Raw genomic sequence first — 26,082 nt, forward strand, 5'->3', positions numbered from 1 at the left:
AAGAGGGATGGTGCCCGGAAAATCTGTTCCGGCAGATGGGGGAGCTGGTTCGGGCCTTGGGCCTGACCGAGCCCGGCGAGGGGTCTGATACGCTCGACTCGATGCGGACCACGACGAAAAGGGATGGCGACGACTACATCCTGAACGGTACCAAGAGCGATATCACCAACGGACCGATTGCCGATCTGGTGCTAGTCTATGCCAAGACCTCGCCTGAAAAGGGCGCCAAGGGCATTGCCGCCCTCATCGTGAAAACCGACACGTCCGGTTTCAAGGTGGCGCAGAAGCTCAACAAAATGGGGTTTCGCGGCTCGCCTACCGGTGAACTGGTGTTCGAGGATTGCCGCGTGCCGGCCAAAAACATGGTCGGCACGCGCGATGGCGGCGTTGCGGTGACAATGTCGGAACTGGATCTGGAGCGCGCCATCGTCTGCTTCAATGCCATGGGCATCGCGCAATGGGCGCTGGATATTTCCGTTGACTACGCCAGGCGGCGCGCAGCCTGTCGCTGGAGGCGGCGGCCATGTGCGAGGGTCTGGACCAGGGCGAAGGTGGGCGTGGCGAAATTCACAAACTCACTGCGGCAGCGATCTTCAAGGCCGCCGGGGCGACGTCATTCGTGCTGGACAAGGCCATCCAGATCCACGGTGACTTGGGCTACATACGCGATACCGAAGTGAACCGGCTCTACCGGACCGGCCGCGTTCTCGAGGTCGGCGCGGGCACCCAGGAAGTGCGCAAGCCGATCACCTCCAACGAACTTCTGAAAGACTGAGGGGAAAGACATGAGCGAAGAAAAAGCACGGCGTTACGCACCGGATCTCATGGCGGGCCAGGTGGCTCTGGTAACCGGATCGGGCTCGGGGATGGGGCGGGCCACGGCGCTGGAGATGGCCTCTTGCGGAGCTAGGCTGGCCCTGTTTGCGCGCCGCGAAGAGCCGCTGAAGGAGACCGCCGAAATGATTCGCGCGGCGGGTGGTGAGGCTTTGGTCGTGCCCGGCGACACCCGTGACGAGGATAGCATCGAAACCGCGATGGGGCGCATCAAGGATCATTACGGGCAGCTTGACGTTCTGGTGAACAACGCAGGCGGCCAGTATATCGCCGCCGCCCGCGACATCACCAACAAGGGCTTCGAGGCCGTGATCCGCAACAACTTGATCGGATCTTGGCAGGTGACTCGCGCGGCAGCGGATCATTTCATGTATGACAACGGGGGATCGATCGTGTTCGTCACTGCCATTTCAGCGCGCACTGCGCTCACCGGATTTGCTCACACCGTCGCCGCCCGCGCCGGCGTGACCGGCATGATGAAAACGCTGGCTGCCGAATGGGGCGAGTATGGGATCCGCCTGAACTGCGTCGCGCCGGGAACAATCAAGACAGATGCGCTTGGCCGCTATCCAATTCCACCCGAACGGTGGAAAGAGCTGAACCGTTCGGTCCTGAACCGGATGGGCGCGGCCGAGGACATCGGCGGCACGATTATCTTCCTCGCGTCCAGATTGGGGAATTTCATTACCGGCGAAGACGTGTATGTAGACGGTGGGGAAACCCTGCACATGGGTCACGATGCCCGTGACATGATCAACCCCGAAATGTTCGATCAACGCGAACGAGGAGATGGAAAGAATGAGTAACCCCCCGTCCTTCTGAATATCCCCGACAGGATCGCCACGGTCAATGGGGGCGGCTGCGATCTGACGTTCTCGGGCTGCATAGTCGATGCCGCTGAAGCGCCGGAGTTTAACATGGCGCTGGAGGTCGCGGACCATGACTTGCTCATGGAACGGGCCCGCGAACGCGCCGCCGTCATCGCGCTCAAGTCGCCGCGTTTGTCGAAAAACGAAAACCCAACTACGAGACGCTAAAGGAAAGATCCCATGTCTGACATCACACAGAAGAAGATGGAGCAAATCGCGCAGATGTGGAATGCGCGCGGCAAGGGTCTGATTACTCATATGGGGCTCGAGATCGAAGAGGTATCGATCGAAGGCGTTCGGGTCCGGATGCCGTTCAACCCGGACTTTTGCGTCGACAGGGATCAGACCCTGCTTCATGGTGGTATCCTGACGGCCCTTCTGGACAGTGTCTTCGGACTTGCAAACTTTGTGGCCATTGAGGGCGTCAGCACCATGGCCACTCTTGACCTCAGAGTTGATTACCTGCGCCCAGCCCATTCGCGCGCGGATGTTATCGTCCGCGCGCATTGCTTTCGGCAAACCCGCCATATTGCCTTTGATTCAGGCAGCATCTGGTTCGATGGCCACGAGAATGAGGAAATCGCCCGTGGATCCGCCTCGTTTGCCTTAACGCGCGGTGACACCAGCCTGTTTGAAGCGATGACAAGAGGAAAAGCCTCGTGATGAACTTGCAAACCGTCAATGCCAACGTATCCCGGGTGCCGTTCTTCCGATTTCTTAACTTCGAAGTCCAAAGCCTGGACAGCCTCCATGTCGCCGCGGAGATGACCTTTGAATCACGCCATATCGGAAACCCGGTCATGGAGCATTACCACGGCGGCATAATCGCAAGCTTCATGGAAGCCACCGCCGCCATAGCGGTCCACCCCGATTTCGCGGAAGTCCCGGCCAAACCAATCAATCTTACCGTGGATTATCTCAGACCTGCCGTTAGGGGATCGCTGTATGCCCGCGCAAATGTTACCCGCAAAGGAAAGCGCATCGCGAGCGTCAGTGTGATCAGCTGGCAGACGGCCCCGGAGAAACCCATCGCGGAAGGGCTGTACCACTTCCTTTTAGTTTGACCGCAATGTTAGTTTGATCGCAATGGTTGCGATCATTCAACTGCTATTTGTTCGGCGTAAGCGGCGCTCTCCCTGTCGCAGATCCCTTCAAGAAGAAGCTTGATGAGCATGTCAGAAAAATCGGGCAGTGAAAGATACCCTTGTTTCTCCGCCTTGTTCGGATCAAACCACTCCACCGTCCAATTCAAGGCGCCCAACATCACCTGACGCAGGGGCACAATTTTGATATCCGACCTGATGGCACCGTCTTCCTGCGCTTCGCGGAGGATCCTGTCCCAGAGTCGTCCGTACAAATGACGAATTTTCCTGTGTCTCTCCTTGAGATGATTGGGCAGCATGCCGTAGCTTCTGATGTTCGCAGATGTGAATTCGCTTGCCTTGAAGAGAAAATTCAGATGCGTCCGGATTGCAGTCGCGATCCTGGCATGATGGTCATATGGCTCACGATATTCTTCGACCGCGGCGCCGACACCCGATAGCAAATCCCTCAATCCGGCATCCAGAACCTCATCCACGATCGCTTCTTTGGATTTGAAATGGTAATAAACGCTGCCCGCCTTCATATCCGCCTCTGCCATGATCTGCCTTAGCGTGGTCGCCTTGTAACCATTATCCCTGAGCGTGCGTGCTGCCGCCCTCAGGATTTTCGCGCGGGTATGCGCCGCCTTGCCGACCGGTTCAGGAGCCCTGGCAAACATAAAGGATCTGCTCGACTTCTGCCCCTCCGTGTCAGCCCTGTGGCGCACGCACATTCCGTCAAGTAACAGTTTGCTCATACGTTCCGCGAGGGTATGCACCGGATACCGGCCGACATCATACCATTCAACGGTCCAGTTCATTGCGCTCAATATGAACTGGCGGATCGCAGAAACGGAAACGTCACTTCTCAGGCGGCCAGCACGCCTCGCACCTTCCAGAAAACTGCTCCAGGCCTCCGCGTAAGCTGCACGCAACTCACGGTGCGGGGCACGTGCTTTATCCGACAGCATCGGATAGTTCCGGATATTGGCGGAGGTGAAGTCGCTGTCAGTCAATAAATAGGTCAGGTGTGTTTCGATGAGCAAAGCAAACGTCTTGCGAAAATCCTCAGAATTTCTCCTTGCCGAACGGGTAATTTCACGGACCTTCTCGTAAAGTTGCCGCACGCCAAGATCGAGCACCTCGTTCAGAATCTGATCCTTGGACTGAAAATGGTAATAGATGCTTCCCGCTTCTACTCCGGATTCCTGCGCAATGTCGCGCATCGTTGTCGCGTAGAAGCCTTCTTGCCGGAAAAGGCGGCCGGCCGCAGAGAGAACGCACTCGCGCGTTCTCTCTGCTTTGCTCAGCTCATCGTCGGCTTTCCTGATTGCATCAGGCTTTCGTACCAGTCGCTGTAGTCGCTTGGCTGCCACTTTTCAAAGGTGTCCTTTGCAAAAATTCTAAAGGTTGTTAGAATAACTTGTTGGGCACTTAAAATCAATTTCATTTTCAAGGTGTTAGCGGGACAGGAGAATTTCCATATGCGAGGACTGAGCGGAAAACGCGTGATCGTAACCGGCGGCGGCAGCGGCATAGGGCGCGCGGTTTGCGAACGTTTCGGCGAAGAAGGCGCCGAGGTTGCGGTTTTTGACCTGAACGAAGAGGGCGCGCAGGAAACGGCCCGTATCATCCAGGGCTCGGGAGGCAAGGCACAAGCATTCAAGGCGGACATCACCGATCGCGGCCAGGTCGACAAGGCGGTGGCTGAATTCGAGGCCGGAGGCCCGATCGACGTACTGGTTAATAACGCAGGATGGGATGAGATCAAGCCGTTCCTCGATACCGATTCCGGCCTCTGGGAAAAGGTCATCGACATCAACCTTTATGGCCCCTTGAACATGCATCATGCGGTGCTTCCGGGCATGGTCAAAAACGGGGGCGGCCGCGTGGTTAACATTGCCTCCGACGCTGGTCGCGTCGGTTCGTCCGGCGAAGCGGTTTATTCTGCCTGCAAAGGCGGCATCATCTCGTTTACCAAAACGGTAGCACGGGAACTAGCGCGCAAGGGCGTTCAGTTGAACGCTGTTGCGCCCGGGCCGACCGACACGCCGCTGTTCGCCCAGGTTGCTCAGGGCGACGCTGGTGAAAAGATCGCCGAGGGTCTCAAACGGGCCATTCCGATGAAGCGCCTGGCGCAGCCGACAGATTACCCCGGAATCATCTGCTTCCTGTCGTCGGACGACGCCGGCTTCATCACTGGTCAGGTGATTTCGGTCTCAGGTGGCTTGTCGATGCACGGTTGACCGCTGGTGGCAGTGTCTGTCACAAGACCCTGCCACTAAGCTGTGTCCAGAGTTACCCCCCAACTGGGCGCGCCAACGGTGCGACTTTCTCTACGTTGAAGAAAGGTGACAGATGTTTCAGCCAGACTCTGACATTCGGCGTTCAAGTACGCTTGCCGCTTTCCTGGATGACTGCGGCGCGGATAGTTACGAGGATCTAGCCCGACGTGCCAACGTCGAACCGGAGTGGTTCTGGGGCCGAATAATCGATTATGCCGGCATCTGTTTCAACCGGCCCTACACACAGCTTCGCGATATTTCCCAAGGGCCCGAATCGATCCATTGGGCCGTTGGCGGCGATCTGAACCTGACAGAGACATGCCTTGATGCGCGCATCTCGGAGGGGTTGGCGGACAAGACGGCGATCGACTGGGTCGGTGAGGATGGAAGCCGCCGCCGCTGGACCTATGCTGAACTCGCTGCCGAAGCTGCCCGCATCGCTTCGGCCCTTGCCACGCGCGGGGTGAAGCCTGGTCAGGCGATAGGCATCTACATGCCGATGATCCCCGAAATCGCGGCGGCGCTTCTGGGTATTGCCCGGCTGGGCGCCGTGGCGGTGCCGCTGTTCTCGGGCTTCGCGCCGACCGCCATCGTCAGCCGCCTCAAGGATGCCGGGGCGGTGGCCGTGCTGACGGCGGATGCTACGCCCCGGCGCGGCAAGCCCGTCTGGATGGAGGCCGCGATGGCCGAAGCCCTGAAAGATGTGCCTTCGATCCATACCGTGTTCAGCCTGCGGCGGTTTGGTGGTGCGGCGGCCGATCCGGCCCGCGATCTCGACTGGGAGGAGAGTGTCGACAATGCAGACCCGACGCAGCCCGCCCATCCGGTGAAAGCCGACGCGCCGTTGCTCATCGCCTATACCTCGGGCACGACCGGCCGGCCCAAGGGCGTGGTGCACACCCATATCGGTGTGCAGGCCAAGGCTGCGGCGGATTTCCTACTGTGCCTCGACATGAAACGCGATGATCGGCATATGTGGATGACCGACATGGGCTGGGTCATGGGGCCGCTCACGCTTCTGTCGGTACTGCTTTCGGGGGCGACGCTGGTGTTGGCCGAGGGCGCGCCTTCGATGCCCGACGACCCCTTCCGGCTGCTACGCCTCGCCTCGGAGATGGGCGTTACCCACCTTGGCGTTGCACCTACGCTGGTGCGACAGTTCATGACACAGGATCCCGCGCCTCTTTCCGGTTACGATCTTTCGCCCCTGCGCATCGTTGCCTCAACCGGTGAACCTTGGACCAACGACGCCTGGCTCTGGCAACTTGACCATATCTGCCGCCGACGCGCTGTGCCGCTGAACATATCCGGCGGGACCGAGCTGTTCGGGGCCATCCTAACCTCGACCGTTCTACACGAAATCAAGCCCGGCGGATTTTCCGCCCAGGCTCTGGGTGTGGGCGCGAAAGTGCTGCGCGAGGATGGAAGCGAAGCCGCGCCGGGCGAGGTGGGCGAACTAATTGTGAGCCAACTGCCCATGGGCCTGACCCCGGCCATCTGGGGCGACCGGCAGCGATATTTGGAAACCTACTGGTCCACCTTCCCGGGCGTTTGGCGGCACGGCGATTGGGTTCGCCGCGATCCAGACGGCACATGGTATATCCTCGGCCGTTCGGATGACACGTTGAACATTGCCGGCAAGCGTATCGGTCCGCCCGAGATCGAGGCAGCCCTGACCGGCACCGGAGAGGTAGTGGACGCTGCCGCCATCGCCGCGCCCGACGATATCAAGGGCGTGGCGGTGGTCTGCATCTGTGTAGCGGCGCCGGGTGTGACGCCCGATGCGGGCCTCGTCGAACGGCTCAAGGACCAGGTGGGAAAGGTCGTCTCCAAGCCATTCCGCCCGCGCGAGATCCATTTTGTTGAGGCACTGCCCAAGACCCGCAGCATGAAGACGATGCGCCGGATCATTCGCGCGGCTTATCTATGCGAAGATCCGGGCGACCTGTCCTCGATCAGCAATCCCGAAACGATGAAACCCATTGCAGACCTGCGAAAGGAAACGCCATGATAACCGTCTTCGGCGCAACCGGCACGACCGGCGCCCCCCTTGTCGACACCCTCCTGGCCAAGGGCGCGAAACTGCGCGCAGTCACCAGCGATCCGGCCAAAGTCGCCCCCCTCAAGGCCAAGGGATGTGAGACCGTCACCGCCGATTTCTCCGACCCCGCCGCACTGGCAAAGGCATGTGCCGGTGCCGAAAAGATCTATCTCGTGACGCCCGCCCATCTGGACATGCGCCGTTGGAAAGCGAATGTGATCGAAGCGGCAAAGGCCGCGGGCGTGCGCCATGTCGTTCTGGCCACCGGCTTGGGCGCGGCGCCCAAGGCCAAGGTGACCTTTGGAAAGTGGCATTCCGAAACGCAGGAACTGGTAAAGGAAAGCGGGCTTGACTGGACCTTCGTCCAGCCGACCTATTTCATGCAGAACCTACTGTGGCAGGCCGGTAACATTGCGAAGGACGGTGTTTATTACGACGGTCTGGGCGGACCAGTGGCCTGGGTCGACGCCCGCGACATCGCCGATGTCGCCGCAGAGGCGCTGACCGCACCGGGGCACGAAGGCAAGGTCTATGGCCTGACCGGCCCCGAGGCCCTGACAGGTGAGGATATCGCCACTGTTCTGTCCGAGGAGACCGGACGCTCCGTCAACTGCACGCCCCTGTCGGCGGAGGACTCAAAGGCGGCCATGATCGCCGACGAAATGCAGGAAGAGGTCGCCGCAGCCATGGTGGAACTCGCCTCCATTGCCCCAAAGGGCTATCTCGCGGGCATCGAGACCACCGTCAATGACGTACTTGGGCGCCCGGCCCGCCGCTTCCGCGATTTCGTCGCCGAGAATCGGGCTGCTTTCGTCCAGTGAACTGACGGCTGCGCCCGCTCTCCGGTGCGGGACGCCATGTGTTACGACCAACCGCGCAATTGCCACCTGCCTGAATTGGTTATCATTTGATGACGAAAGGAGAGAAGTCAGACCATGCCAAATTTCGAGCCGCGAAACTCTGACTTCGATACGCGCGTGCGCGAGAGTTTCAACCGCCAGAAGGTGATGCGCACGATGGGGATCACCATTGCCGAACTCGCGCCCGGGCGTATCGTTCTGGAGATGGCGCATGATGATGCGCTGACCCAGCAGCATGGGTTTCTGCACGCAGGGATCGTATCGACCGCGCTCGACAGTGCTTGCGGCTATGCGGGTTTTTCGCTGATGCCTCCCGAGGCCGCGGTGCTGACAGCGGAATTCAAGATCAACTTGCTCAATCCGGCGGATGGCGAGCGGTTTCGCTTTGTGGCCGAGGTTGTCAAACCCGGACGAACCCTCACGGTATGCGAGGCGCGCGCCTATGCTATGAAGGGCGAGGACGAAAAGCTCGTCGCCACGATGACCGCCACGCTGATGGCGATGGTGGGGCGGACAGGTGTTGCTGGGTGAGGGCGTGGAGATTCCTCTTCACCCTCTAGTGATTTCCATCGCCGATCGGATTTCCATGGAGATGGCATCACGAACCGCCTGCTGCACCTGCCTATCTCCGGGTTCGGCCTCCCGCCCCCGGTTCAGAGACTTTGCGCCAGACGCACCCCTTCATCGATGGCGCGCAGCGCATCAAGTTCAGCCGCCTCCTTCGCCCCGCCGATCATCGTGACGGTGACGCTGCGCGCAACAAGCTCGTCGACCAAGGCCTGCTCCGGTTCCTGACCGGTACAGAGCACGATCGTGTCAGCGGCGATGACCTTTGGCTCTCCGTTGTCCATGAGGATATGCAACCCCGCGTCGTCGATGCGTTCATAGACCACCCCGACCAAGGCCTCGACTCCGTGCTTGCGAAGGGCATTGCGCAGAATCCAGCCCGTCGAAACCCCAAGGCCCGCGCCCGGTTTCGAGTTCTTTCGCTGAAGCATGACCACCTTGCGGCGCGATGGTTTCAGTGCCAACGGATCGCCTACCAACGCGCCCGACACGGCAAATTTCGGGTCTACGCCCCATGTCTCGCAGAATGCGTCGGGGTTGTGGGCCTCGGCCGGTCCGGTCACGAGGAACTCGGCCACGTCATGGCCGATGCCCCCTGCCCCCATCACCAAGACAGTGTCACCCGCCGCGCGTTCGCCGGACAGGATTTCGGCGTAGGTCGCCACACTGGGATGGTCCGCGCCCGGCAGGTCGGGAATGCGCGGCGTAACACCTGTGGCGATTACCACATGATCGAAGCCGTTCAGATCGTCCAGGCCGGCCCTCTGCCCCAGACGCAACTTGACTCCGTGTTTATTTATCTGACCGGTATAATAGCGCAAGGTTTCGTCGAACTCGTCCTTGCCCGGTGCCGCGCGCGCCAGGTTCAGTTGTCCGCCCAGCTTGTCCTGCGCTTCGAACAGCGTAACGTCGTGGCCCAGCCGTGCCGCCTCGGCGGCCGTGGCCATACCGGCGGCACCGCCGCCGACAACGGCCAACTTGCTTGGTGATTCTGTCGGCGTGTCCCGAAATTCGGTTTCGCGACCCGCCCGTGGATTGACTAGACAGCTCACAGGTCGGCTGGAAAAGATGAAATCCAGACAGGCCTGGTTGCAGGCGATGCAGGTGTTGATCTCGTTTGCGCGGCCCTCGCGCGTTTTTTTCACGAAATGGGGGTCAGCCAAAAAGGGCCGGGCCATTGAGATCATGTCTGCGTCCCCGGAGGTCAGGATGTCCTCTGCAAGCTCCGGCGTGTTGATCCGGTTGGAGGCGACTACCGGGATCGAAACTGCAGCCTTGACGTTGGCCGCCGCCTTGCGCCAGGCGCCGCGCGGAACCGGGTAGGCTATCGTCGGCACGCGCGACTCGTGCCAGCCGATGCCGGTGTTCAGAATGTCGGCCCCCGCCGCCTCGATCTTGCGAGCGAGCGCGGCGATTTCATCGCTGTGCGCGCCGCCCTCGACCAGATCGGCAGCCGAAATGCGATAGATGATAAGGAAGCCAGGTCCGCAGCGTTCACGCACCGCGCGCACGATCTCGACCGGAAAGCGGTGCCGATTCTCGGCGTTTCCGCCCCAGCCGTCTTCACGCTTGTTGGTATGAGTGACGGTGAATTCGTTGATAAGATACCCCTCGGATCCCATAATTTCGACGCCATCGAATCCCGCCGCCTGAGCATTGGCGGCAGCGGAGGCAAAATCCGCAATGGTGCGGCGGATGTCGGCGTCGGTCATTTCACGCGGGACGAAACGGTTGATCGGGGATCGAATCGGTGACGGCGCGACGCAGCCTTCGATCTTTGCGTAGCGCCCGGCATGAAGAAGCTGGGCGCAGATCAGGCTGCCTTCGGCCTGAACCGCTTCGCATATTGGGCGCAAGTGCCGAGCCTGATCGGGGTCATCGATACGCGGACCTTTGGGATCGAATATCCCCTCGGCATTGGGTGAAAACCCGCCCGTGACCAGAATCGCCGCCTCCCCTCGCGCACGCTCCGCGTAGAATGCAATCTGCTTGGCGATACTGTCAGGCTCGGTTTCCAGCCGCGTGTGCATCGACCCCATGATGACCCGGTTTCGCAACGTGCGTCGGCCTGCGCGAATGGGCGAAAGCATGGTCCCGAAGGTTTCCCTCTGCTGCGTGTTTTCCATTGTTGGCATCCTCCATCAAAATCTTCGCTTGACCTGCATTCTAACAGTTGTTAGGTTTTTACCAAAGCATATTTCCGGTCATTGATGACAAGGAGCGCCGATGCAATTCCAGCCAACAGAAGATCAAAAGGCGTTTCGCGAAACCGCGAAGCAATTCGCCACAAAAAAACTGGCACCCGGCTACCAGGAGCGCGCACGCGGCCACGTCCTTGATCGTGCGCTGATAAAGGAAATGGGCGCGCTGGGTCTGATTGCGCCGGATCTGCCTGAGGAATTCGGCGGGCTTGGCGAAAGCTCGGTCACTGCAGGCCTCATTGTCGAAGAGATTGCCTATGCCGATTTCAACGCAAGCTATGTGCAGCTTCTAGGCTCTCTCATGGGAGGGATGGTGGCCAGGCACGCCTCCAGGGAAATCGCGTCAGAGTGGGTGCCCAAGGTTATTTCGGGTGATGCCGTCATCGGCCTGGGCCTGACGGAGCCGCGGGGCGGATCGGATGCGGCGAACCTGACTCTCAGGGCCAAAAAGTCCGGAAACGGCTGGCGGCTGAGCGGCGAAAAGACGTCAATGAGCTTTGCCAGCCAGGCCGACGCAGCCGTCGTTTTCGCGCGCACGGGCGATCCTGACGGGGGCTCCCGCGGCGTCAGTGCCTTTTTTGTCGATCTGAACCAGGACGGCATCAGCCGCACGCATTTTGACGACATCGGCACCAAGCCTGTCGGGCGCGGATCGGTGTTTTTCGACGACGTCTTCGTGCCGGCCGAAAACATGATGGCCGAACAGGATCGCGCCTTTGCCACAATCATGTCGGGATTCGACTATTCCCGCGCACTGATCGGCCTGGAATGTCTGGGCGCGGCGCAGGCCTCGGTGGACGAGACCTGGGCCTATGTCCGGGAACGCGAGGCTTTCGGCGCGCCCATCGTGCAATATCAGGGCGTCAGTTTCCCCCTGGCCGAGGCCGAAACCCAACTGACCATGATGCGCCAGCTTTGCTATTATACGCTGGATTTGCGCGACCGCGGCCTGCCCCACACCGCCGAGGCGGCGATGTGCAAATGGTACTTGCCGAAGACCGCCTGCGAGATTCTTCATCAGTGCCTGATCCTGCATGGGCACTACGGCTATACCACTGACCTGCCCCATCATCAACGTTACAACGACGTTCTCGGCCTGCAGATCGGCGATGGCACCGCGCAAATCCAGAAACTGGTGATTGCCCGCGAAAAGGTCGGGCGGATGGCGCTTCAGTACGACAAGAAGGCAAAGGGAGCGGCAAAATGAGTGGTGTGATCGACGCATTCAATGAGGGCAGCGTCGGCATCATCGAACTGGCACGCCCGGAGAAATTCAATTGCCTGTCACTGGAAGTGCATAATCGGATATCGGACGCGCGCACAAAATTCGAGTCCAATCGGGAAGTGCGGTCGATCCTCATTCGTGCACAGGGTAAGCACTTCTGCACCGGCGCCGATCTCACCGAAGTGAAGGGCAAATTAAACGATCCGGCCGCGCTGGATCATTTCATCGCCTCTGGCATGAAAAACCTCCGCGCGCTCGAGACGAGCACCCTCCCTGTCGTCGTCGCCGTGCAGGGGCTATGTCTGGCCGGCGGGATCGAGCTGATGCTGGCCTGCGACGTGTGCTTTGCCGCCGAGAGCGCGCAATTCGGCGATCAGCATGCGCAATTCGGTCTGATCCCCGGCTGGGGCGGTTCGCAGCGGCTGACACGGTTAATGGGCCAGCGCCGGGCGCTCGACCTGATGTACTCGGCGCGCTGGCTCAAGGCGGACGAGGCCAGGGAGGTCGGTCTGGTCAATTATATTGTTCCAGATGCGGATCTGCATGAGGCCACGTTGGACTATTGCCAGACCATCGGCACCCGCTCGCGCCCTGGTATTGCCGAGATGAAACGGCTGGCCCGCGAAGGTGCAGACATGACGATAGACCAACAGATGCGGCTTGAGCGCGACGCAGCGGTGCGCGCCCTACCCGGCAACGACGTTGCCGAAGGACTTGATGCTTTCGAGGACCGACGCAAGCCGGCTTTTAAGTGCTGAGGAAGAACCATGGATTTCATACTGAACGACGAACAACGCTTACTGGCTACGTCATGCGCGCAAGCATGAATTACCCAAGGACAATTGCGCGGGGGCTGGATTGAATGCGGTTCATGAGAACGCTCCCGACGACCGGCAGTAAGCGAGGCACCGTCCCCCTGCGCCCGCTGGAATTGACCGGAGCGAGCGGCTGGCGGCTGGCGGCCGAAGCCGCTGGCGAGAGCGGCTGGCCGCCCGTCCTCCTGCTCCACGGCGGCGGCCAAACCCGGCATGCCTGGGCCGGCACGGCTCGGCAGCTCGCCGGTGCCGGCTATTTCGCGATCGCCCTCGATGCCCGCGGTCACGGCGACAGCCAGTGGGCGCCGGACGGCGACTACAGTGCCGATGCACTTGTGGCCGATCTCGCGGCCGTTCGTGCCTCGCTGCGCGCGTCACCGGTGCTGGTCGGCGCGTCGATGGGCGGACTCACCTCGTTGCTGGCGGTCGGTGAGGGGCCGCCGGATTTCGCCCGCGCGCTGGTGCTGGTGGACGTCGCCACGCGCCTGGAGCCCGATGGCGTGGCGCGTGTGCTGGACTTCATGCGCGCACACACCGGCGGCTTTGCCAATCTTGAGGAAGCGGCGGAGGCGGTTAGCGCCTACAATCCGCACCGCAAGGCGCGCAACACCACCGGCTTGCGCAAGAACCTGCGCCAGCACAACGACGGGCGCTGGTACTGGCACTGGGATCCTCGCTTCCTCGATCACGCCACCCGTTCCCGCGCCGGCGAGGCACTGGTAAGACAGAAGCGCCGCGAGGCCGCCGCCAGGCGCATCCGCATCCCCACCCTGCTTGTGCGGGGTGGGTCCAGCGACGTACTCAGCCCGGAGGGTGCGCACGAGCTGCAGCAGTTGGTACCGCATGCCGAGCGGTTCGACGTCGAGGACGCCGGTCACATGGTCGCCGGCGACCGCAACGACGTCTTCAGCAACGCGGTCATCGAGTTCCTGCGCCGCAAGCTGCCCGCTGGCGGCTGACGCCTGTCAGCGCAGCGCCGATGCACGGAGCGCACCGGGTGACATTGTGCCCGGGCGAATGGACATCCGACCCGTCAGCGAGGCCGCGCCCGACAGCTGCCTGCGTTTGAACTGGCCATGCGGCAAGCACTGGTGCAGGCACGCCAGTCGGCGTCACTGAAACAATCAACCCGTTGATCAATATCAATAGAGGAACCAGACGATGCCGATTCAGGCCAGTGCGGAAGAGCTACAGTCATTCATGAGAGACCAATTTCCCCAGTCCACCATCGTGGTCGAAAAGGTGGATGAACAGGAAGCGTGGGCACGCCAGCCGGTGGGCGCATCCCACCTGCGTCCCGGCGGCACCGTGTCCGGCCCCACCATGATGGCCGTCGCCGACACCGCCGCCTACATAGTGGTCTTGTCCCATATTGGTATCGTACCGCTCGCGGTCACCAGCAACCTGAACATCAACTTCCTGCGCAAGCCGGAAGCCGGCAAGGCCCTGCTGGCCAAGGGCACTCCTCTCCACCTGGGCCGCCGCTCGGTATTAACCGAGGTGAATATCTATTCGGAAGGCCAGCTGGAAAAGCCGGTAGCCCATGCAGTCGTGACCTACGCCATTCCTTCATCGCGCAGGCGGTAAGGGCATCGCGTCATCGCGTGCCCCCAACGACTTCGCGGCCGACGGCTTCGCCGGAAAGGCAAGTGGAAGCTCAGCCAGAACCGCACTACAGGGCTCGCAATTCCTTTTTCAGGATCTTGCCCACCGGGTTGCGGGGGATGGCGTCGATCAAGCGGGCTCTTGATTATGTAAGAAGCTCAGCAGGCTCACGATCTGACCCAGCGACGGCGGATAATAGACTCATGACACACACTACCGCGTCACGAAACGGTTGGCGGAGCCGCCGGGACGGGGCCGGATACCCTCTCTCGCGGCTCGTTTGACCCGATCTGCGCCAGCAAGGCCGAATTGCGACTGCTTCGATCCAGGCCGTGACCGAGCTCGCTGACCCCGGCCTCCATCTCGGCGAAAGCCTCGGGGAGGGGTTGGCGGTGGTGGCGTGCCCTGGTCCTCCTGGGAAATCCTCCGAGAGAGCCTTCGCGAGAAGGTCAGGGAACAGGCATTATGCGACGAATAGCACAGAACTCGTGAGGATCCGTCAGTGTTCGGGTGGCGATGTTGTGAGAGACCCATTATCGGAGCATCAGGCTTTCTTTAAAACTGTCCGAACCATTGCAGGTCGCTGCGATAGCCTGTCGCCAATCAGCTGATTTTTCAGGCATAGTGTGCCCCAGCCTTCGACACGCTCATGCGGTGACATGACCCTTAACGATATTAACGTCGAGGAGGCCCTGGAGCGGGTCCGGCAGCAGCTCAAGAAAGACCTCATGGTCTCGCAGTCGCTGCGTGCGGCCATCGTTGTGCTGATGCTACGGGTCAAGCTCCGTGTCGATCGTCGGCAACTCCCCAAGGGACGCACTTGCCGCCCAGTCGGCGTCGAAACGCGCCAGGTGCAGGACATCGTGATCCAGGCCGTGGTCACCGAGTACCAGGCTGAGGTCCTCGAAGATGATCAGGGGCAACTCGACGTGGCGCCCTTTCCCGAGGGCGTGACTCGCCCCCTCCAGTATGGCCCGCACCTCAAGGCCCATGGGGTCTATCTTTCCCCGTATCCGCGAGTTGCTGACGTCTCAATGCGGCTTGGCGCTGAGCACCGGCACGCTGTTCGCCTTCAAACAGGAGGCCTACCCGCGGGCCGAGCCGTTTGCCGAGTGGGTTATCCCGGCGCTACGTGAAGCGCCGACCTGCATGCCGATGAGACCGGGATGCAGGTCGGTGGCAAACGCGACTGGCTGCACAGCGCCTCCAACGAGACCCTGACCTGGTTGGCTCCACACCCCAATCGTGGCCAGGAGGCGATGGACGCCATCGGCGTGTTGCCCTTTGAACCTTTTCTAATAGGTTGGGGCATCTCTCCGAAAAATAGGGTGAGGGAGGGGTTTCATGGGACTGGCGAGCCGGCCTATTGAAATAGGCTCTAAATAGGTCAGGTGTGTTTCGATGAGCAAAGCAAACGTCTTGCGAAAATCCTCAGAATTTCTCCTTGCCGAACGGGTAATTTCACGGACCTTCTCGTAAAGTTGCCGCACGCCAAGATCGAGCACCTCGTTCAGAATCTGATCCTTGGACTGAAAATGGTAATAGATGCTTCCCGCTTCTACTCCGGATTCCTGCGCAATGTCGCGCATCGTTGTCGCGTAGAAGCCTTCTTGCCGGAAAAGGCGGCCGGCCGCAGAGAGAACGCACTCGCGCGTTCTCTCTGCTTTGCTCAGCTCATCGTCGGCTTTCCTGATTGCATCAGGCTTTCGTACCAGTCGCTGTAGTCGCTTGGCTGCCACTTTTGAGAGCCGTTTGCGCAGTCTCTAACCCATTGAATTGCCGGCGGCTCCGGCATGGGCGGATTTCTCTTTACCCCACCGCCAGACGCAGGATCAATGACTTACCGGCGCCACCGGCGGGGAGGGCGGAAAATTCACCCCAGGGCGCTCAGGGGGGGGATAAGATGGCCACCAAGGGATCATTGTCGGAGCTGGCCGGGCGCTGCAAGGACTTCAGCGCCGATCCGGGACTCGACGGCACCGAGACCATCGTGCATACCGAAAAGGGCACCCTGCGCTGCGTCTGCCCGGTGACCCAGGAACAACGCGAGCTGGCACTGCGGCTACAACCGCCGCAGTGCCATGGAACGGATCAACAATCGCATCGATCGCCACTTCGGCTTCGAGCAGCACTTCATCCGCGGCCTCGCCAAGATGACCACCCGCGTCGACCTGGCCATCGCGGTGATGATGGCCATGGCGCTCGGTCACATACAACAGGGCCGCCCCAGGCAGATGCGCTCGCTGATCCAGCCGATCCCGGCGACCGGCTAGCACCAGCCTCGCTCACAACCGCGCCGTTTGATCGGGCCAAGCCCCCCCGAGAGCGGCGCTCCCCCCGTCAACGCGCTCGTGACAGCGAGCGCCGGGCTGCGGAAACTTGCTACAGCGCAAATGCCTCATCAAAAAATTCGCTTGACCTGCATTCTAACAGTTGTTAGATTTTTACCAAAGCATATTTCCGGTCATTGATGACAAGGAGCGCCGATGCAATTCCAGCCAACAGAAGATCAAAAGGCGTTTCGCGAAACCGCGAAGCAATTCGCCACAAAAAAACTGGCACCCGGCTACCAGGAGCGCGCACGCGGCCACGTCCTTGATCGTGCGCTGATAAAGGAAATGGGCGCGCTGGGTCTGATTGCGCCGGATCTGCCTGAGGAATTCGGCGGGCTTGGCGAAAGCTCGGTCACTGCAGGCCTCATTGTCGAAGAGATTGCCTATGCCGATTTCAACGCAAGCTATGTGCAGCTTCTAGGCTCTCTCATGGGAGGGATGGTGGCCAGGCACGCCTCCAGGGAAATCGCGTCAGAGTGGGTGCCCAAGGTTATTTCGGGTGATGCCGTCATCGGCCTGGGCCTGACGGAGCCGCGGGGCGGATCGGATGCGGCGAACCTGACTCTCAGGGCCAAAAAGTCCGGAAACGGCTGGCGGCTGAGCGGCGAAAAGACGTCAATGAGCTTTGCCAGCCAGGCCGACGCAGCCGTCGTTTTCGCGCGCACGGGCGATCCTGACGGGGGCTCCCGCGGCGTCAGTGCCTTTTTTGTCGATCTGAACCAGGACGGCATCAGCCGCACGCATTTTGACGACATCGGCACCAAGCCTGTCGGGCGCGGATCGGTGTTTTTCGACGACGTCTTCGTGCCGGCCGAAAACATGATGGCCGAACAGGATCGCGCCTTTGCCACAATCATGTCGGGATTCGACTATTCCCGCGCACTGATCGGCCTGGAATGTCTGGGCGCGGCGCAGGCCTCGGTGGACGAGACCTGGGCCTATGTCCGGGAACGCGAGGCTTTCGGCGCGCCCATCGTGCAATATCAGGGCGTCAGTTTCCCCCTGGCCGAGGCCGAAACCCAACTGACCATGATGCGCCAGCTTTGCTATTATACGCTGGATTTGCGCGACCGCGGCCTGCCCCACACCGCCGAGGCGGCGATGTGCAAATGGTACTTGCCGAAGACCGCCTGCGAGATTCTTCATCAGTGCCTGATCCTGCATGGGCACTACGGCTATACCACTGACCTGCCCCATCATCAACGTTACAACGACGTTCTCGGCCTGCAGATCGGCGATGGCACCGCGCAAATCCAGAAACTGGTGATTGCCCGCGAAAAGGTCGGGCGGATGGCGCTTCAGTACGACAAGAAGGCAAAGGGAGCGGCAAAATGAGTGGTGTGATCGACGCATTCAATGAGGGCAGCGTCGGCATCATCGAACTGGCACGCCCGGAGAAATTCAATTGCCTGTCACTGGAAGTGCATAATCGGATATCGGACGCGCGCACAAAATTCGAGTCCAATCGGGAAGTGCGGTCGATCCTCATTCGTGCACAGGGTAAGCACTTCTGCACCGGCGCCGATCTCACCGAAGTGAAGGGCAAATTAAACGATCCGGCCGCGCTGGATCATTTCATCGCCTCTGGCATGAAAAACCTCCGCGCGCTCGAGACGAGCACCCTCCCTGTCGTCGTCGCCGTGCAGGGGCTATGTCTGGCCGGCGGGATCGAGCTGATGCTGGCCTGCGACGTGTGCTTTGCCGCCGAGAGCGCGCAATTCGGCGATCAGCATGCGCAATTCGGTCTGATCCCCGGCTGGGGCGGTTCGCAGCGGCTGACACGGTTAATGGGCCAGCGCCGGGCGCTCGACCTGATGTACTCGGCGCGCTGGCTCAAGGCGGACGAGGCCAGGGAGGTCGGTCTGGTCAATTATATTGTTCCAGATGCGGATCTGCATGAGGCCACGTTGGACTATTGCCAGACCATCGGCACCCGCTCGCGCCCTGGTATTGCCGAGATGAAACGGCTGGCCCGCGAAGGTGCAGACATGACGATAGACCAACAGATGCGGCTTGAGCGCGACGCAGCGGTGCGCGCCCTACCCGGCAACGACGTTGCCGAAGGACTTGATGCTTTCGAGGACCGACGCAAGCCGGCTTTTAAGTGCTGAGGAAGAACCATGGATTTCATACTGAACGACGAACAACGCTTGATTTACGAATACGGCGGCCAGTTGGCGCAAAAATTTGACAACGCTTACTGGCTACGGCATGCGCGCAAGCATGAATTCCCCAAGGACATGTTCCAACAAATTGCCGATGATGGATTTCTCGGCATCATGGTGCCCGAAGAATATGGCGGCGCCGGGCTTGGCATGACCGAAATGGCCCTGTTCATGGAAGGCACTGCCAATCACGGCATACCGCTTTTGATGATGGTGGTCGGCCCGACCATGTCGCTAGCCCATATCGCCCATCACGGAACCGAGTTTCAAAAGAAAGAGCTTCTTCCGGCTGCCTGCCGTGGCGATATCCAGTTCTGTTTTGCGATCACCGAGCCGGGCGCCGGATCCAACACGATGAAAACCACGACACTCGCAAAGCGCCGGGGCAACCGGTTCAGCCTGTCGGGGGAAAAGACCTTCATTACTGGCGCCGAGGTGTCGGACTACTGTCTGGTGGTAGCTCGGACCAAACCGCACACAGAGGTCAGCCGCAAGACCGACGGATTCACCCTGTTTGCTGTGGACATGAAGAAAAAGGGCGTTGAAAAACAGCGGGTGAAGATCTCGATCCCTCTCCCTGAAGAACAGTGGACCTTGTTTTTCGATGAGGTGGATCTGGGCCCCGAGGATGTGGTCGGCGAGGTGGACGAAGGGTTCTCGATCCTGTTCGATAGCCTCAACCCCGAGCGCATCATTCTGGCCGCACTGTGCTGCGGAATCGGCCGTTTTGCGCTGAACAAGGGTGTGGCCTACGCGTCCGAGCGCAATGTCTTCGGCCAGCCCATCGGCGCGCATCAGGGCGTTCAGCACCCGATGGCTAAGGCGCACACAGCGGTCGAGATGGCCAGCCTGATGACCCATCGGGCGGCATGGGAGTTTGATAACAAACTGTCTGCTGGGGCCTCGTCGAACATGGCGAAATACGCAGCGGCCGAAGCGGGGATCGAGGCTGTGGACGCCGCGCTCCAGGCGCATGGCGGATCGGGCTTTACCGAGGATACGGGGCTTTACGAGATGTATCCGTTGGTGCGGCTACTGCGCACCGCGCCCGTCAACCGCGAGCTGTGCCTTAGTTTCATCGGCGAAAAGGTCATGGGCTTGCCACGATCTTATTGATATTGATCGCCGACTTAGCATGGAGGACAGTATATGCTATTTGGAATGCGCTTCCGGCGGCAAGATGCGGCCGCCAAGGTGAACGACCCCTTCTGGCACGAGATTGAGGGCACGCCTCTCGACGAAGTGCACCGCATTCAGGAGGAGCGGCTGCGCGAGCAGATGGACTATCTCAAGGCGAACTCGACGTTCTACCAGGATAAATTTGCTGCAGCAGGTGTGAGGTTCGAGGAAATCCGCACGATCGAAGATCTGCAGAAACTGCCCTTTACCCATAAGACCGAGATCCGCGAAAGCCTCGCTGCGGAACCACCCTTTGGCAAGCATCGGGCCGCGCCGGTGGCGGACATCATCCAAATGCAGGCCTCATCAGGCACGACGGGTAGCCCGTCCTATGTCGCGCTCACCGAACCCGACGCCGAAATGTGGCACGAGATGACAGCGCGCTGCTTTTTCGCCAACGGCGTGCGGCCGGGCGACATGGTGCTGCACGCATTTTCGCTGGCAAAGGGATTCGTCGGCGGCATCCCGGTGATGCAGGGGCTGCAATACATGGGCGGGATCGACGTGCCAGTCGGGGCAGATGGTGGCGCGGAACGGCTGCTCAGGGCCTGTGCCGACACTCGCCCGCGCTGCGTGGTCGGCGCACCCAACTTCGTTCTACATCTGGCCGAAAAGGCACCCGAAGTGCTTGGTTGCAAGGCCAGTGAACTGGGCATTGAGCGAGTGATTGTCGGTGGCGAACCGGGTGGTGGCATTCCGGCGATCCGCGCCAAGATCGAAGAGGCCTGGGGCGCAAAATGCGCCGAGATGATGGGTGGCACCGATCTGGGCGTGACCTACTGGGCCGAATGCGACGCACGGTCGGGGATGCATATGGTCAACATGGACTATATCATTACCGAGCTGCTCGACCCCGAAAGCGGCCGGATCATTCCCTGGGAGAAAGGCGCCGAGGGCGAGATGGTCTACACCGCGATCGGCCGGCAGGCGAGCCCGCTCGTGCGGTTCCAATCGGGCGATTATATCGAGGTCATCGACACCGAGTGCTCCTGCGGGCGCACCGGTCCCAAGATCCGTTGCACGGGGCGGACTGACGACATGCTGATCGTGCGCGGGGCCAATGTCTTCCCTTCCGCGATAAACAGCGTGATCACCGAAATGGTACCCGAAACAAATGGTGTCATGCGAATCGTGGCGGATTTCGAAGGCCACACCACGCAAGGCGCGTTGAAGGTGATCGTCGAACGCGGTCCTGGTCGCGATCCGGCGGATGATAACACCCTAAAGAAGAGGATCGAGCAGCGCTTACGCGACTCCCTAGTGTTCAAGGCCGATGTTCATCTGGTGGCCCCCGACACCTTCGAGAAACCCGGCGCCGCCAAGGTTGCCTTCGTCCTCAGAGAGTACCCCGACCTGCCATGACTAGAATGAAATCCCTACTCGACACCGGATCCGACGACTTCCGGGAAAACGACACATGTTACCGGGAAAAAGTCGGCGAACTGCATGCCCTTCGGCGACAGCAACGCCTCGGCGGCCCCGAGAGGGCGCGGAAACGCCACGAGAAGAATAACAAGATTCTTCCGCGCGAGCGGGTCGAGAGGCTAATCGATCCGGGCACACCATTCCTGGAGCTCGGCGAGCTTGCCGGGCTCAACAAATATGATAGCGTTCCGCCGGGTGCCGGCATCATCACCGGAATCGGTGTGATCGAGGGGCGCCAGTGCATGATCATCGCCAATGACGCCACGGTCAAAGGCGGCACCTATTTTGGCATGACCTGCCGCAAGCACGTTCGGGCGCAGAAAGTCGCCTGGAAGAACAGGCTGCCGGTGATAACCCTAGTCGATTCCGGGGGCGCTTTTTTGCCGGATCAGGAGAATATCTTCCCGGACGAAGGTCAGTTCGGCTCGATCTTCCACCACCAGGTCGGCATGTCCGGCGATGGCGTGCCGCAGATCGCCGTGGTCATGGGCCCCTGCACTGCAGGTGGTGCCTATATTCCCGCGCTCTGCGACGAGGTGGTAATCGTGCGCGGTCAGGGCTTCATGTATCTGGGCGGGCCGGAACTGACCTTCGCGGCGACCGGCGAAAAAGTCGATGCCGAGACGCTGGGCGGCGGCAAGATGCACTCCTCGGTTTCGGGTGTGACCGACCACCTCGCCGAGGATGACGCGCACGCGCTGGCCATCACCCGCGAAATCGTCAGACACCTGGGCGAAAAGCCTCTGCCTCGCAAGACGCCGAAGCCACCACTCCCCCCGGCCTACCCGGTGGAAGAGATCTACGGCATCGTCAGCCGTGACCCCAAGGTGCCGACTGACAACCGCGAGATCGTCGCACGTCTGCTGGACGACAGCGATTTTCACGAGTTCAAGCCGCTTTACGGCGACACCATGATGACCGGCTGGGGCCGCATCCATGGCCATGAAGTTGGCATTCTCGCCAATACCGGCGTGCTCTTCGTCGAGGCCGCGCTGAAGGCCACGCATTTCATCAATCTCTGCGTCCAGCGCGATATCCCGCTGCTGTTCCTGGCGGATGTGAACGGTTTCATGGTCGGCCGGGAGGTCGAGCAGATGGGCATCGCCAAGGCCGGCGCGAAAATGATCACCGCCATGTCCTCGGCACGAGTGCCGAAGTTCACGATCATCACCGGCGGCTCCTACGGCGCGGGGTACCTGGCCATGCTCGGTCGTCCGTTCCAACCGGACGCAATGTTCGCCTGGCCTACGGGGCGATCGGCAATCATGGGACCCGAACAGGCCGCCAGCGTGCTGGCCCAGGTCCGTGCCCAGATCAATGAACGCGACGGCAAAAGCTGGACGCCCGAGGAGGAGGAAGCCTTCAAGGCCCCCATCCGTAAGGAATACGAGAATTTCCAGGGCGCCTACAATTTCGCCTCGAACCTTTGGATCGATAGTGTGATCGAACCATGCGAAACCCGCGATGTCATGGCGCTCCTGCTGGACGTGACTTCACGCAGGCCCAGAGACAAAACCCATTTCGGCGTGTTCAGGATGTGAGGGGCCAGCCATGAAAATAAAAACACTTCTCATCGCCAATCGCGGCGAAATCGCCTGCCGGATTGCGCGCACCGCGCGGGCCTGCGGCATCACACCCATCGGGGTCCATTCCGATGCCGACAGCAACGCCTTTCATGTCCGGGAGATCGGCCAATCTATCCGCCTGGGTGCTGGTCCCGCATCCGAGAGTTACCTGAAGGTCGATGCCGTCATCGCTGCCGCCAGATCCGTCGGCGCCGATGCGATCCATCCTGGCTACGGCTTTCTGGCCGAAAACCCCAATTTTGCCCGTGCGGTCGAGGCTTCCGGGATGATCTTCATGGGGCCGACGCCCGAAACGCTGGAGCGCTTCGGCGACAAGGCCAGCGCTAAGGCGGCAGCGGTTACCGCCAGCGTTCCAGTGATCCCGGGCACGGAAGGTGCGCAGTCCGACCCTCAGAAAATTGCCGCCGCAGTACGCGAAATGGGTCTGCCGGTGCTGCTCAAGGCGGTCGGTGGCGGCGGCGGGCGCGGGCAGCGGCTTGTGACAGAGGCGGCCACGCTGGAGGAGGACATCGAAGGTGCGCTGCGCGAGGCGAAATCCACCTTCGGCTCGGAGGGCCTTCTGCTGGAACGTTTCCTGCCAGAGGCGCGCCATGTCGAAGTGCAGATCGCGGGCGACGGCAAGGGGCATGTGGTACACTTGTTCGAACGCGACTGTACGCTCCAGCGCCGGCACCAAAAGGTCATCGAAGAGGCCCCTGCCTGGGGTCTGCCGCGTGCGCTTCTGGACAAAATCGGGCAAGACGCGGTGCGACTGGGCGAGACGCTCGACTATCGCGGCCTGGGCACGGTGGAGTTCCTGGTTGCGGGGGACGAGTATTACTTTCTCGAGGTTAACCCCCGGATCCAGGTGGAACACCCCGTCACCGAGGCGATCACCGGCCTGGACCTAGTCTCGCTTCACCTGCGCATTGCCGAAGGTGCGGGCCTTGGTTTCACGCAGGGGAATCTGAAGATCACCGGTCACGCGGTCGAGGCACGGCTTTACGCCGAAGACCCGGCGATGCAATTCGCCCCCTCGACGGGCACGCTGACCACACTGAGCCTGCCCGATGGGTTACGCATCGACAGCGGCGTTAAAGAAGGCGACACGGTCACGCCCTATTACGATCCCATGATCGCCAAGCTGGTCGTTCACGCGCCCGACCGCGAAACAGCATTGGCACGGCTGGCGACGGCTCTGGACCATGTTGCGGTGGAGGGCGTGCAAACCAACCGTGCCTTCCTGTCGGCGCTGGCGCGGAACCCGGAATTCGCGCAGATGCAGGTTCATACGCGCTGGATCGACGGTCGTATCGACGTGTTGACACAGCCACGCACCCTGTCCCGTCCCGAGCTCTGGAAGGCGGCCGCCGCCATTCTCTTCGTGGCAACGCCACGCCGCGATACAGATGCCGACCCCTGGACCAATCGCAACACCTTCACTGGCTGGCGCCTCGGTCTCGGGGACGACGTGCTCGAAGCGGGACAACGCGTGTCGCTCACGGACTCTGCAGGCATATCCGAGGAATTATGCGTCGGCCCCGTCAAACCCGGAGACCGGTACACCGTCCTGTCGGAAAACTACGATGCAATGACACTGGCGGCGCGTGAAATCACGGCGGGCCGCTGGTGCCTGAGCGAGGGCGATACTGTCCTTTTGATCGACGCACGGCGACACGCCGGGGTGATCGAGATGGATACACCCGAGGGCCGCCTGATCTTCCATCCGGCCGCTCCGCTGGATTTCGTCGGCGGCGATGCTGCGGCGGATCGCGCTGTGGCCTCTCCGCTGACCGGGGTGATCGTCGAGATCAACGTGACTGAGGGTCAGTCCGTGGCCGAAGGCGACGTGGTCGCGGTCATGGAATCCATGAAACTTGAAATCTCGATCCGCACTGCCGCAGCCGGTATCGCCAGCAATATATCCGTCTCGAAAGGGGACATGGTCGATCGCGGCCAGGTCATAGCCGAGATCCTGCAATACGAGGAGTGATGAAATGAGCGACTTTCCAAAATTCGTCGAATTTCGTGAGGAAGGCCCGCGCGAGGGTTTTCAGATCGAAAAGAAGATTTATCCTATCGAACAGCGAGTCGAACTGATCGACATGCTCAGCGAGACCGGGTTGAAACGCATTCAGGTCGGCAGCTTTGTCAGCCCGAAATACGTGCCTCAGATGGCCGACACCGGGGAGCTGTTCCAGCGTATCAACCGTAAACCCGGCGTCAAATACACCTCGCTCTGGCTGAACGACAAGGGCTTCCGAAAAGCGATGGCCGCGCATGAGGTCGATATCGACCCGCGTCTGCTGTTCTACCCTTCCGAGGCTTTTGCCCGATCAAATAACAACTGTTCATCCGCCGAAATGCGCGAGAGACAGCGCGACTGGGTCCGGCTTTACAAGGAAGAAGGCTACACGGTTGACGCCGCCTATGTGATGACGGCTTTTGGCTGTAACCTGGACGGCCCCATTCCGCAAGAACGCATCCTCGACGATTTCCGCTTTATCCTGCAACTTTGCGAGGAAGAGCAGATTCCTGTTCCCGTCCTCGTGATGGCCGACACAATGGGCTGGGGCAATCCTGAAGCGGTCAAACGCATGATCGGCGCCCTGCGCGAAATGGCCCCCGACGCGCGGATCGGCATGCACATTCATGACACGCGCGGGCTTGGCGTCGCTAATCTGTATGCCGCGCTGTCGATGGGAGTGGATATGTTCGAGGGCTCTGTCGCCGGGCTTGGCGGCTGTCCGTTCGCGGGTCACGGCCATGCCCGCGCCGCCGGCAATGTCTGCACCGAAGACGCGGTTTTTCTGTGCCACGAGCTTGGCATCGATACCGGGATTGACCTGGACAAGCTGATCGAAGCGGCGCTAAAGGCCGAAGAGATCATCGGCGCACCGCTTATGGGACGGGTCATGCATACCGGCGGTCTCGACAAATTCCGCAAGACAAAATGAGGCGCATTAATAACGCGGGGCAGCGTCTCCTGCCAGACGGGCGGGGCGGCAGGACTGGCCACCAGCGTCCTGTC

The 26,082-nt window shown here is 60.8% G+C and carries 23 protein-coding genes and 1 pseudogene; 21 read left to right on the forward strand and 3 right to left on the reverse strand.

Annotated elements, in window-relative coordinates; all coding sequences use genetic code 11:
• The first annotated feature begins 35 nt into the window (after positions 1 to 35).
• The 4 genes and pseudogenes from R1T46_RS14035 (at position 36) to R1T46_RS14050 (ending at position 2,767) form a co-directional block, all read left to right on the forward strand.
• Positions 36 to 775: pseudogene (locus R1T46_RS14035) on the forward strand (acyl-CoA dehydrogenase family protein).
• Positions 776 to 785: 10 nt separating this feature from the next.
• Positions 786 to 1,640 carry an SDR family NAD(P)-dependent oxidoreductase gene (locus R1T46_RS14040; RefSeq protein WP_100690205.1) on the forward strand — a complete coding sequence of 285 codons (855 nt, stop codon included), beginning with the start codon at positions 786 to 788 and terminating at the stop codon, positions 1,638 to 1,640.
• 243 nt (positions 1,641 to 1,883) lie between these two features.
• Positions 1,884 to 2,366: a PaaI family thioesterase gene (locus R1T46_RS14045; protein WP_100690204.1), complete on the forward strand. Its 483-nt coding sequence runs from the start codon at positions 1,884 to 1,886 to the stop codon at positions 2,364 to 2,366.
• Positions 2,366 to 2,767 (forward strand): PaaI family thioesterase, encoded by a 402-nt coding sequence (locus R1T46_RS14050; protein WP_228301471.1) that lies wholly within the window; start codon positions 2,366 to 2,368, stop codon positions 2,765 to 2,767. Before R1T46_RS14045 ends, R1T46_RS14050 begins: the two co-directional genes overlap by 1 nt.
• A 32-nt stretch (positions 2,768 to 2,799) precedes the next feature.
• On the opposite strand, the gene R1T46_RS14055 is transcribed toward R1T46_RS14050, so the two are convergent.
• Positions 2,800 to 4,161, reverse strand: coding sequence for a TetR/AcrR family transcriptional regulator (locus R1T46_RS14055; protein WP_213479989.1), 1,362 nt, complete (start codon positions 4,159 to 4,161; stop codon positions 2,800 to 2,802).
• A gap of 108 nt (positions 4,162 to 4,269) precedes the next feature.
• Between R1T46_RS14055 and R1T46_RS14060 the strand changes: the two genes are divergently transcribed.
• From R1T46_RS14060 to R1T46_RS14075, 4 genes are all read left to right on the forward strand, one after another.
• Positions 4,270 to 5,031, forward strand: a complete 762-nt coding sequence (locus R1T46_RS14060; RefSeq protein WP_062363467.1) for a glucose 1-dehydrogenase — start codon at positions 4,270 to 4,272, stop codon at positions 5,029 to 5,031.
• A gap of 112 nt (positions 5,032 to 5,143) precedes the next feature.
• Positions 5,144 to 7,081: an AMP-binding protein gene (locus tag R1T46_RS14065; protein ID WP_100690238.1), complete on the forward strand. Its 1,938-nt coding sequence runs from the start codon at positions 5,144 to 5,146 to the stop codon at positions 7,079 to 7,081.
• Positions 7,078 to 7,932: an SDR family oxidoreductase gene (locus tag R1T46_RS14070; protein ID WP_100690237.1), complete on the forward strand. Its 855-nt coding sequence runs from the start codon at positions 7,078 to 7,080 to the stop codon at positions 7,930 to 7,932. Before R1T46_RS14065 ends, R1T46_RS14070 begins: the two co-directional genes overlap by 4 nt.
• 114 nt (positions 7,933 to 8,046) lie before the next feature.
• Complete coding sequence (locus tag R1T46_RS14075) at positions 8,047 to 8,502, forward strand: PaaI family thioesterase (protein WP_062363478.1); 456 nt, start codon at positions 8,047 to 8,049, stop codon at positions 8,500 to 8,502.
• A 122-nt stretch (positions 8,503 to 8,624) separates the two neighbouring features.
• Here R1T46_RS14075 and R1T46_RS14080 read toward each other — a convergent pair whose 3' ends face one another.
• Positions 8,625 to 10,664 (reverse strand): FAD-dependent oxidoreductase, encoded by a 2,040-nt coding sequence (locus R1T46_RS14080; protein WP_213479988.1) that lies wholly within the window; start codon positions 10,662 to 10,664, stop codon positions 8,625 to 8,627.
• A 100-nt stretch (positions 10,665 to 10,764) separates the two neighbouring features.
• Between R1T46_RS14080 and R1T46_RS14085 the strand changes: the two genes are divergently transcribed.
• The 5 genes from R1T46_RS14085 to R1T46_RS14105 all read left to right on the forward strand — a co-directional run bounded on the left by R1T46_RS14085 (position 10,765) and on the right by R1T46_RS14105 (position 15,520).
• Entirely contained in the window at positions 10,765 to 11,946 is a 1,182-nt protein-coding gene (locus R1T46_RS14085) for an acyl-CoA dehydrogenase family protein (protein WP_100690260.1), read from the forward strand.
• Positions 11,943 to 12,722 carry an enoyl-CoA hydratase/isomerase family protein gene (locus tag R1T46_RS14090; protein WP_100690259.1) on the forward strand — a complete coding sequence of 260 codons (780 nt, stop codon included), beginning with the start codon at positions 11,943 to 11,945 and terminating at the stop codon, positions 12,720 to 12,722. Before R1T46_RS14085 ends, R1T46_RS14090 begins: the two co-directional genes overlap by 4 nt.
• 104 nt (positions 12,723 to 12,826) lie before the next feature.
• Positions 12,827 to 13,738 (forward strand): alpha/beta fold hydrolase, encoded by a 912-nt coding sequence (locus R1T46_RS14095; protein WP_198515546.1) that lies wholly within the window; start codon positions 12,827 to 12,829, stop codon positions 13,736 to 13,738.
• Between the two features lie 202 nt (positions 13,739 to 13,940).
• Entirely contained in the window at positions 13,941 to 14,366 is a 426-nt protein-coding gene (locus R1T46_RS14100; protein WP_100690252.1) for a PaaI family thioesterase, read from the forward strand.
• A 677-nt stretch (positions 14,367 to 15,043) separates the two neighbouring features.
• Positions 15,044 to 15,520 (forward strand): hypothetical protein, encoded by a 477-nt coding sequence (locus R1T46_RS14105; protein WP_317305888.1) that lies wholly within the window; start codon positions 15,044 to 15,046, stop codon positions 15,518 to 15,520.
• A gap of 159 nt (positions 15,521 to 15,679) precedes the next feature.
• Here R1T46_RS14105 and R1T46_RS14110 read toward each other — a convergent pair whose 3' ends face one another.
• On the reverse strand, positions 15,680 to 16,123 hold the full coding sequence (locus R1T46_RS14110) for a TetR/AcrR family transcriptional regulator (protein WP_205475308.1): 444 nt from the start codon (positions 16,121 to 16,123) through the stop codon (positions 15,680 to 15,682).
• Positions 16,124 to 16,465: 342 nt separating this feature from the next.
• Between R1T46_RS14110 and R1T46_RS14115 the strand changes: the two genes are divergently transcribed.
• From R1T46_RS14115 to R1T46_RS14150, 8 genes are all read left to right on the forward strand, one after another.
• Entirely contained in the window at positions 16,466 to 16,657 is a 192-nt protein-coding gene (locus tag R1T46_RS14115; protein ID WP_062363718.1) for a hypothetical protein, read from the forward strand.
• A gap of 213 nt (positions 16,658 to 16,870) precedes the next feature.
• The gene (locus tag R1T46_RS14120) at positions 16,871 to 18,052 is read left to right on the forward strand and encodes an acyl-CoA dehydrogenase family protein (protein ID WP_100690260.1); all 1,182 of its coding nucleotides are present in this window, start codon (positions 16,871 to 16,873) and stop codon (positions 18,050 to 18,052) included.
• The gene (locus R1T46_RS14125) at positions 18,049 to 18,828 is read left to right on the forward strand and encodes an enoyl-CoA hydratase/isomerase family protein (protein WP_100690259.1); all 780 of its coding nucleotides are present in this window, start codon (positions 18,049 to 18,051) and stop codon (positions 18,826 to 18,828) included. The genes R1T46_RS14120 and R1T46_RS14125 overlap by 4 nt, the downstream gene beginning before the upstream one ends.
• A gap of 9 nt (positions 18,829 to 18,837) precedes the next feature.
• Positions 18,838 to 19,998: an acyl-CoA dehydrogenase family protein gene (locus R1T46_RS14130; protein WP_062363169.1), complete on the forward strand. Its 1,161-nt coding sequence runs from the start codon at positions 18,838 to 18,840 to the stop codon at positions 19,996 to 19,998.
• Positions 19,999 to 20,031: 33 nt separating this feature from the next.
• Positions 20,032 to 21,423, forward strand: coding sequence for a phenylacetate--CoA ligase family protein (locus R1T46_RS14135; protein WP_100690035.1), 1,392 nt, complete (start codon positions 20,032 to 20,034; stop codon positions 21,421 to 21,423).
• Complete coding sequence (locus R1T46_RS14140; RefSeq protein WP_100690034.1) at positions 21,420 to 23,027, forward strand: acyl-CoA carboxylase subunit beta; 1,608 nt, start codon at positions 21,420 to 21,422, stop codon at positions 23,025 to 23,027. The genes R1T46_RS14135 and R1T46_RS14140 overlap by 4 nt, the downstream gene beginning before the upstream one ends.
• Before the next feature lie 10 nt (positions 23,028 to 23,037).
• Complete coding sequence (locus tag R1T46_RS14145) at positions 23,038 to 25,044, forward strand: acetyl/propionyl/methylcrotonyl-CoA carboxylase subunit alpha (protein WP_317305890.1); 2,007 nt, start codon at positions 23,038 to 23,040, stop codon at positions 25,042 to 25,044.
• A 4-nt stretch (positions 25,045 to 25,048) separates the two neighbouring features.
• Positions 25,049 to 26,008, forward strand: coding sequence for a hydroxymethylglutaryl-CoA lyase (locus R1T46_RS14150; RefSeq protein ID WP_062363157.1), 960 nt, complete (start codon positions 25,049 to 25,051; stop codon positions 26,006 to 26,008).
• The last annotated feature ends 74 nt before the right edge of the window (positions 26,009 to 26,082 follow it).

Source organism: Marinobacter salarius (assembly GCF_032922745.1).
Lineage (GTDB): Bacteria > Pseudomonadota > Gammaproteobacteria > Pseudomonadales > Oleiphilaceae > Marinobacter.